The organism is Actinophytocola xanthii (assembly GCF_001921205.1).
Taxonomy (GTDB): domain Bacteria; phylum Actinomycetota; class Actinomycetes; order Mycobacteriales; family Pseudonocardiaceae; genus Actinophytocola; species Actinophytocola xanthii.
Genome location: NZ_MSIE01000046.1, coordinates 98,951 through 105,992 on the forward strand (window position 1 = coordinate 98,951; position 7,042 = coordinate 105,992).

7 protein-coding genes are annotated in these 7,042 nt (G+C 67.6%); all 7 read right to left on the bottom strand.

Annotation, left to right across the window (positions count from 1 at the left end; translation table 11 throughout):
- Positions 1–59: 59 nt before the first annotated feature.
- Positions 60–1,415, bottom strand: coding sequence for a 7-cyano-7-deazaguanine synthase (locus BU204_RS24325; protein ID WP_075128054.1), 1,356 nt, complete (start codon positions 1,413–1,415; stop codon positions 60–62).
- Positions 1,412–2,224, bottom strand: a complete 813-nt coding sequence (locus BU204_RS24330; RefSeq protein ID WP_143229691.1) for a hypothetical protein — start codon at positions 2,222–2,224, stop codon at positions 1,412–1,414. The genes BU204_RS24325 and BU204_RS24330 overlap by 4 nt, the downstream gene beginning before the upstream one ends.
- 159 nt (positions 2,225–2,383) lie before the next feature.
- Positions 2,384–2,623, bottom strand: a complete 240-nt coding sequence (locus BU204_RS41475) for a helix-turn-helix domain-containing protein (RefSeq protein WP_075128056.1) — start codon at positions 2,621–2,623, stop codon at positions 2,384–2,386.
- A gap of 426 nt (positions 2,624–3,049) precedes the next feature.
- Positions 3,050–3,646, bottom strand: coding sequence for a DUF6624 domain-containing protein (locus tag BU204_RS24340; RefSeq protein ID WP_198942982.1), 597 nt, complete (start codon positions 3,644–3,646; stop codon positions 3,050–3,052).
- A gap of 153 nt (positions 3,647–3,799) precedes the next feature.
- Complete coding sequence (locus BU204_RS40865; protein WP_198942983.1) at positions 3,800–3,958, bottom strand: hypothetical protein; 159 nt, start codon at positions 3,956–3,958, stop codon at positions 3,800–3,802.
- 12 nt (positions 3,959–3,970) lie between these two features.
- On the bottom strand, positions 3,971–5,323 hold the full coding sequence (locus tag BU204_RS24345; RefSeq protein ID WP_456297887.1) for an IS30 family transposase: 1,353 nt from the start codon (positions 5,321–5,323) through the stop codon (positions 3,971–3,973).
- Between the two features lie 408 nt (positions 5,324–5,731).
- Positions 5,732–6,694 (bottom strand): acyl-CoA desaturase, encoded by a 963-nt coding sequence (locus tag BU204_RS24350; protein WP_233160558.1) that lies wholly within the window; start codon positions 6,692–6,694, stop codon positions 5,732–5,734.
- Positions 6,695–7,042 lie beyond the last annotated feature (348 nt).

Sequence of the window (7,042 nt, forward strand, 5' to 3'; positions counted from 1 at the left end):
CGAGTGGGGCCAGGCGGCGTAGCTGTAGCGCGTCGAGGACGACGTTGGTGCCACCCTTTCTAAGCCACACCGCCGTGGTGGCCGACGGACTCACGGGAGGCTGCTGCTTGTGTGGCGGCGCCGTCACCCTCGAACAATCCTGCCGAAGCTGTCCGCAGCGGGTGATCGGCGGGCAGCACCCGGGTGAGCATCGCCGAGAACTCGGTTCGTCCCCGCAGGAGGACTGGCAGTACTGCCGGTGGAGGCACTTCGTCGGGGTAGGGGCTGTCCGCGACGACATCTCGTAGGCCGAACGGGTTGTTCAGCCACTGCGCGAGAGCCGTCAGGTCCCTTGCCTTGCGGTCGTCGATCGGCAGGTCAGCCACGTTGTGCTGGTACTCGGTCGGGTCTTCGCCCAGCGCTTGGAGGAGTCCGGCGCGCCGGAGCAGGCATGGATAGCAGTAGCCGCAGTTGAAGTCCGCCTTCATCTTGGTGCGCCTCGGGTTCCCGCAACTGATCGTGCGGCCCAGTGCGGCAGCGGTGAGCCCGGACTCCAGAGCCAGCGCGCAGACTTCGCCCTTGGTGCGGTCGAGCAGCGGATTGGTGACCCTGACGGTGCCGCCGACGCCGCGGATGACCTGGTTCAGGAGCGCGATCGTGTTCGGATGCGCGGATCGCGTCGAGAGCGCACCAAGACGGCCGGGGGTCAGTGGTGGGTTGACGGCGAGCTGCCCGTTCTCGGGGAGCGACACGCGCTCGAGTCGATGGCTCGCCGCGGAACACACAGCAGCGGCGAGGTAGAGGAAGCCACGAGATCTGCTGCTCGGTTCGAGGTCCTCCCCTGGTTCACTCTGGACTGTCTGGGCCAGTTGCTGTGAGGTGACCGGGCGCCGGCTGATCTGTTCCACGTACCGACGGATCTCTTGCTGACGGCTCTGCAGGCCGTCGTCGAAGGAGATGAGGAGCAGAGGCGTCGTCGCGTTCCTGACGGCGTGTGCGGCGTACGCGGTCGAGTCGAGACCGCCCGAGAACAAGGCAACCTCACCGACCGGCTCGTCGTCGAGCAGCGTTTGGGCAGTGGCACCAGGATGAACCTCGACGGACCAGTGGTCGCCGGTCAGCTGTGCCAGCACGGTGTTGAGGGTCTCGAGTACCGAGGGAGTCCAGGTTTCCGGCTCGTTGAGCTGCACGGAGAGGCGGATCACCCTGGTCCACCTGTCGGCTGTCTCGCTGCGGAGGAACCGCTTGTCCACGAGGAAGACGGCCCGCGCGATGCGGAGCAGATCACTCGACCACAGGGGCGCGGTGCTGACGAGCCGCGTGAGGAGATCGACGCGCGTCTCCCGTTCCCGGAAGTCGCGTTCGGATATGGCGATCCAGTCCGCGCCGCGGTGTCGTGGCCCGTAGGAGGTGAACTCGTAGCACCGCTCTTTCATGACATCTCCTCGGTTGGGATACCGAGTGCTCGGTCGACGTTGTCTCGCAGGACGTCCGATGCGAACTCGTCGATCCGGCGGGTGTCGTGTTTCGTCTCGGCCTGCTCACACGGGTCGGGGATCAGCGCGGCGACCTGCTCGCCGACAAGTTCCGCTATGCGTCCCGCCGGATCGGCCAGGAGGAGGCCGGGGACGGCGAGCACGACCTGTTCGGCGATGACCGCTTTGGCGAACTCGGCGACGACATCCGCGAGGAAATACCTGTAGACCAGGCAGAACAGCTCCATCGTGAGCCCGCGCGACTCCGCTGTCTGCTCTGATCTGGTCGGGCTCCCGGGATCGCTGATCAGGCGTTCAGCGGCAGTTGTCGCGGCACGCCGGACCACGGCGGTGGCGATCCTGTTGTCATCTCCCGCGACCCTGTCGACGAAGACCGTCATGAACCAGTCAGATGGTGATGCCTGCCAGCTCGGTGGTGGTGGGCCGAAGGCGTTCGCGTCGTCGATCAGCGCCGAAAGCGTGTCGACCAACCGTGCGCCGCCCGTCAGGGCGGCATCTCGGATTCCGAAGGCCTCGGGATGGGACATCAGCTCCTGCTGGAGCGCGGCTCGAAACCGGTGTGCTCGCGGTTCCGCCAGTTGCGCGGGCAGCCGGTCCGACCCCGGATCTCGGGGAGACGGGATGTCTTCGGGGGTGGTGGCCCGCCGTTCCTCGAAGGCCGCGAGGCTTCCCGCCAACCTGCCAAGACTCTTCCGCAAGGCGTTCCAGGTGGCCCCGCGCGGTCCGCGCCAGTTCGTCGAGGTACCCATCTCCCCTCCCTACCCTTCACTGTAGGCACAGGGAGTGATGGTTCAAGCACAGTGCGAAACAAGACCGGAATGGCCCTAACCCTGTCACCGTGCGTCAAGCAGGCCACACAACGCGCCCCGCTGACGGCTACCAGCGTCAGGTGCGAGTGGGATCGACCGTCAGCGATTCCGGGACGGTGGGTCGAGGGCGGCGAGCTCGATTGTCATCGCGACGCGTTTGCCGCCGTCGTGGAGGTCGAGGGTGGTGAGTTCGCTCATCCGCCGGATGCGGTAGCGGATGGTGTTCTCGTGGACGCCGAGCAGCTGGCCAGCCTCGGCGGGGTCTCCTTGGGCTTGCAACCAGGCTCGCAGGGTGGGGATGTACTGGGTGCCGTTCTCGCCGTCGTGCCGACGCAGCACCGCGATCGGGCCTCGTGCTGGAGCGCGTCCTGATCGTGCGGCGCTGCGGAGGCGCTGGAGCAGGATGTGGTTCCAGGACTCCTCGTAGGCCGGTGGCCCGCTGTCCGCGGCGCGGGTCTCGTGCAGTGCCAGGCACTCGTCGGCTTCCTGTCGCGCCGCGGGAAGATCCTCCGCCGGCGCCGGAGCGCTGATGCCGGCCGCGAGTCCGAGTTGTGCCGGCAGTGCGGCGCGCAGCGAGGAGATCCAGGAGCGCGCGGCGACGACCTCCTCGTCGGGCGGTCATCGACACCTCTTTGAAACGTTTCACCCTGGACAAACCGCGAGGAAGACCGAAGGTCGAGACGGTCTCGCCGCGTCACGATCATGTGAGGTCAGTCAACCGCACCGCCGGCTCAAGGTGGGCCGTGGCGGTGTGGGGGCGCGAGACTACTGTCCCGCCTCGCCCTCGTCGGGCGGCGGATCGCAGAAACCGTCGGGAAAACTGTCCAGGTACTCCTGGAGCGGTCCGAGCCCGACCGATGCCCGCCGCTGGTCGACGTTCTCCGGATCGATGAGCGGCGCCGGTCCCAGCTCGTCGTCGATGCAGGTGACCTGGGTGCCGTAAACCTGTGGGCGACCGTGGTTCACGGCAACCCGGTCGGTGAGGTACGCCAGCTCGATCCGGTCGGCCTGCCCGACCCGGGCCGCCGCCCTCATCAGCGTCAGCGCTCGTTGCTGGAAACCGGGATCGTGGTCGGAGTGCTGCGCGATCACCCATGCCGCGGTGGCCCCGTTCCTGCCGACCAGTCGGAAGGTGGGCCAGCCGTACCTCGCGATGATCTCGCGCAGCCGGTCGGTGCGCTCCGGGCCGTCCCACGGGCCGGTGTAGTCCTCGGACTGCTCGTACTGGTCCTCCGCCATCATCTCCAGCAGTTCCGCACGCAGCGCCGGATCGCAGACCCGCTCGGCCTGTGCCTCACCGCCGGACAAGCCGGAGAAGGTCAGGAGTATGGACACCACCAGGGCGATCACAGTCCGGACCACTCACGCAGTATGGGCGCGCCGACGGGGGCACGCCACCGCCGGATGGCGGCGGCCAGCGTCGTTGTTGAGGCCCGGCGCCGTTCTGGGTGGCGCGCACCGGGCGACAGCGCGGGCCCCCGACCAACCTCACGACGGGGAGGCCTGCGACCGCGGTTACCGGCGGAGAGACTTGCGCCGGACCGCGCCGATCGCCGCCGTCCCTACGAACAGGACGACTCCGATGAGACCGAGCCACAGCAGTCCTTCGATGGCGAACCCGACCACCGACAGGATGAGCCAGGCGGCGAGAAGGACGATGACGAAAATGAGCATATCTGGGTGAGTTCAACCGGTGGATGCAACACCTGGCTGTTGGAGTGAGCGTAGTTGCTCTTCGAAAACTTCGGCGGGTGTCTTCCAGCGGAGGATCTTGCGTGGTCGGTTGTTGATCGCCAGTGCGACGGCTTCGAGGTCTTCGGCGGACCAGCGGGAGAGGTCGGTGCCCTTGGGGAAGTACTGGCGTAGCAGCCCGTTGGTGTTCTCGTTCGTCGGTCGTTGCCAGGGCGTGTGCGGGTCGGCGAAGTACACCTTGGTCCCGGTATCGAGCGCGAACTGGGCGTGTCCGGAGAGTTCCTTGCCGCGGTCCCAGGTGAGCGTCTTTCGTAGCTGCTCGGGCAGTTGCGTCATCGACACCGTGAGCGCGGCGTTCATCGCGACGGCGCCGTAGCCGCCGAGCGAGGGGCCGTTCTTCACCGGCGGCCTCTCGCCCCAACCCTCCAGGCGTGGCAGGTGCACCAGGAGTGTGGAACGGCTCGCGCGCTCGACGAGCGTGCCGATCGCGGACCGTCCGGTGCCGATGATCAGGTCACCTTCCCAGTGCCCGGGCACGGCACGATCCGCGGCCTCGGCCGGGCGCTCAGAGAGGACCACGTCGGCGGTGACGTGCCCTTGAGGCTTGTTTCGCGCCCTGGCTCGCGGCTCGCGCAGCGCGCGTCCGGTGCGCAAGCACGCGACGAGTTCACGCTTGAGGGCACCGCGTCCCTGAATGAACAACGCCTGGTAGATCGCGTCGTGGCTGATCCGCATGGACTCATCATCGGGGAAGTCGAGCCGGATGCGGTGGCTGATCTGTTGCGGGCTCCAGGCGGTCGCCCAATGCCGATCTGCTCGGTGGGGCTTCATCTTGCGCCCTTTCCACTCGGCTGCGCCCGGCCCTGCTACGACCGTGCCGTCAGCGCCTCGCAGAGTGCCGTCCAGACGCTCCTGGACGTACTCGCGCAGCCGGTCGTTGGTGACGAGCTTGGCGACCTTCGGGCGTTTGGCGGCCTGCTGGGCCTTCCACTGAGCGACCGTCGCGCGGTAGTCCTGCCGCCCGCTGCGCGTGGCAGCGTTACGGCGCAGTTCACGGGAGATCGTACTCGGGTCTCGCTGCAAAGAGCGGGCGATCTGGCGCACCCCGGCGCCCTTCGCACGCAGGATCGCGATCTCCTCGCGCTCCTCGAATGTCAGGTAGCGGCCCGCAGGCTCAGCCAACGAGATCGGCGGCATGCCGCCAGCGTGACGAAACCAGCGGGTACCCACCGGCCACGACACGCCGACCGCCAACGATGCCTCCACCGTCGTGACCCCCGTGGCGATCAGCCGCCAGAACTGGCGTTGCACTACCCGTGACGGGTCCGGCCGGCCAGGTGAGCGCATCGCCGGCCGAAGTGCCCGATCAGCACGCCACTGCCGACGCAAGCCCTCGGGAACATCACTGGTCTTCTTGCTCCAGTCCGCCGTCACCACGCCGCACACCTCCGAGATCAGGGTGTTGCGACGACCAGTTGAATCCACCCTGTCTCCGATGGTCGGAATCGATGTGTCACGCCCAAGCTCGGTGGCGCTTCGAGGGTCTGTCGCGGCTTGGTGGTCTTCCCTATGGAGCTGCCGGCATCGCCTTCCCAGCGGTGGGCTGGCACGGCGCCGGTCACCTGGGGCGGCTCGGGGTGCTCGGATTCGCGGCACCACCTCGGATCGGGCTCCACTGCCGGTGAGGATGTCCTCGACCGTGGCGACGCAGTCCTGGTGGGTGAGGACCATGTCGGTGCTCCTACAGGCCCGCGCTCATGCGTTTCCGGTAGCGGTCTTCACTTTGCTCGCGAGACGTTCGGCCTTGGGCCAGCGAACCTTCGACACCCAGCCGAGCTTCTCGAACACCCAGATGAGGCGTGCCGAGATGTCGATCTGGCCCCGGCGGACACCGTGGCGGGCGCAGGTCGGGTCGGCGTGGTGGGAGTTGTGCCACGACTCGCCCATCGAGGCGATGGCCAGCGGCCAGAAGTTCGCCGACTTGTCCCGTGCCTCGAACGGGCGGTCGCCGATCATGTGGCAGATGGAGTTGACCGACCAGGTCACGTGGTGGAGCAGGGCGACCCGGACCAGACTGGCCCAGAAGAACGCGGTGGCCGCACCCCACCAGGACATCGTGATCAGCCCGCCGAGCACCGCCGGCGCCAACAAGGTGACCACGGTCAGCACCGGGAAAAGCCGATCGACGCGCTGGATGTCCCGGTCGGCGAGCAGGTCCGGGGCGAACCGCTTGGCGTTGGTCTTCTCGCGTTCGAACATCCAGCCCATGTGCGCGTGCCAGAACCCCTTGGCCAGGGCGAGCGGACCGGTGCCGAACAGCCACGGCGAGTGCGGGTCGCCCTCCTTGTCGGCGTAGGCGTGGTGGCGGCGGTGGTCGGCCACCCAGTCCACGACCGGTCCCTGCATCGCCATGCTGCCCACCACGGCGAGCGCGACCCGCAGACCACGCTTGGCCTTGAAGGCCCCGTGGGTGAAGTACCGGTGAAAACCGACCGTGACCCCGAGACAGGTGAGGGTGTAGAAGAACGCGGCGAGGCCGATGTCGACCCAGCCGAGCCCCCAACCCCACGCGAACGGCACGGCCGCGACCAACGCGAGCAGGGGCACGATCGCGAACAGTCTGACCAGATTAAGCTGCGTGCGGGACTTCTCTCCCGCCAACATCGGTTCCGGACCGACACGACGACCCTGAGCGGGCCGTTCGAGCATGTTTGTCATAGTCGTCACCTTCCGGTGATCGTGTAGAGGCGCCACCGGTCTGGGGCGACCGCAGCAAGGATTGACAGCCAATTGCGGCTCAAACTCCGGGCACCTCGTTCGTCCATCGCCGGTGACCTGTCACGTTGCGTGACTTCGAAAGGCAGGCCTGACGCGATTTCCCGGCGGAAGCGGGTTCCCGGCCGAACAACGGTCGAGATGAGCGAGCAGCTTGCGGCCAGTCCCCATCGACCGGACAGACAGTGCCCATGCCCGGCGGTCGCCGCGCATGCCCACGGCGGTCAGTGGGTGAGGTTGGGCGGGTGGGTTCCTTCAGCGGCAGCTCGGTCGAGATCGGCCATGCGCAAG

Bases quoted from the DNA above. Each gene is read 5' to 3' on its own strand.
- BU204_RS40865 (WP_198942983.1), bottom strand. From the start codon at position 3,958: ATGCTCATTTTCGTCATCGTCCTTCTCGCCGCCTGGCTCATCCTGTCG.
- BU204_RS24345 (WP_456297887.1), bottom strand. From the start codon at position 5,323: ATGCGCTCACCTGGCCGGCCGGACCCGTCACGGGTAGTGCAACGCCAG.
- BU204_RS24350 (WP_233160558.1), bottom strand. From the start codon at position 6,694: ATGACAAACATGCTCGAACGGCCCGCTCAGGGTCGTCGTGTCGGTCCG.
- BU204_RS24330 (WP_143229691.1), bottom strand. From the start codon at position 2,224: ATGGGTACCTCGACGAACTGGCGCGGACCGCGCGGGGCCACCTGGAAC.
- BU204_RS24325 (WP_075128054.1), bottom strand. From the start codon at position 1,415: ATGAAAGAGCGGTGCTACGAGTTCACCTCCTACGGGCCACGACACCGC.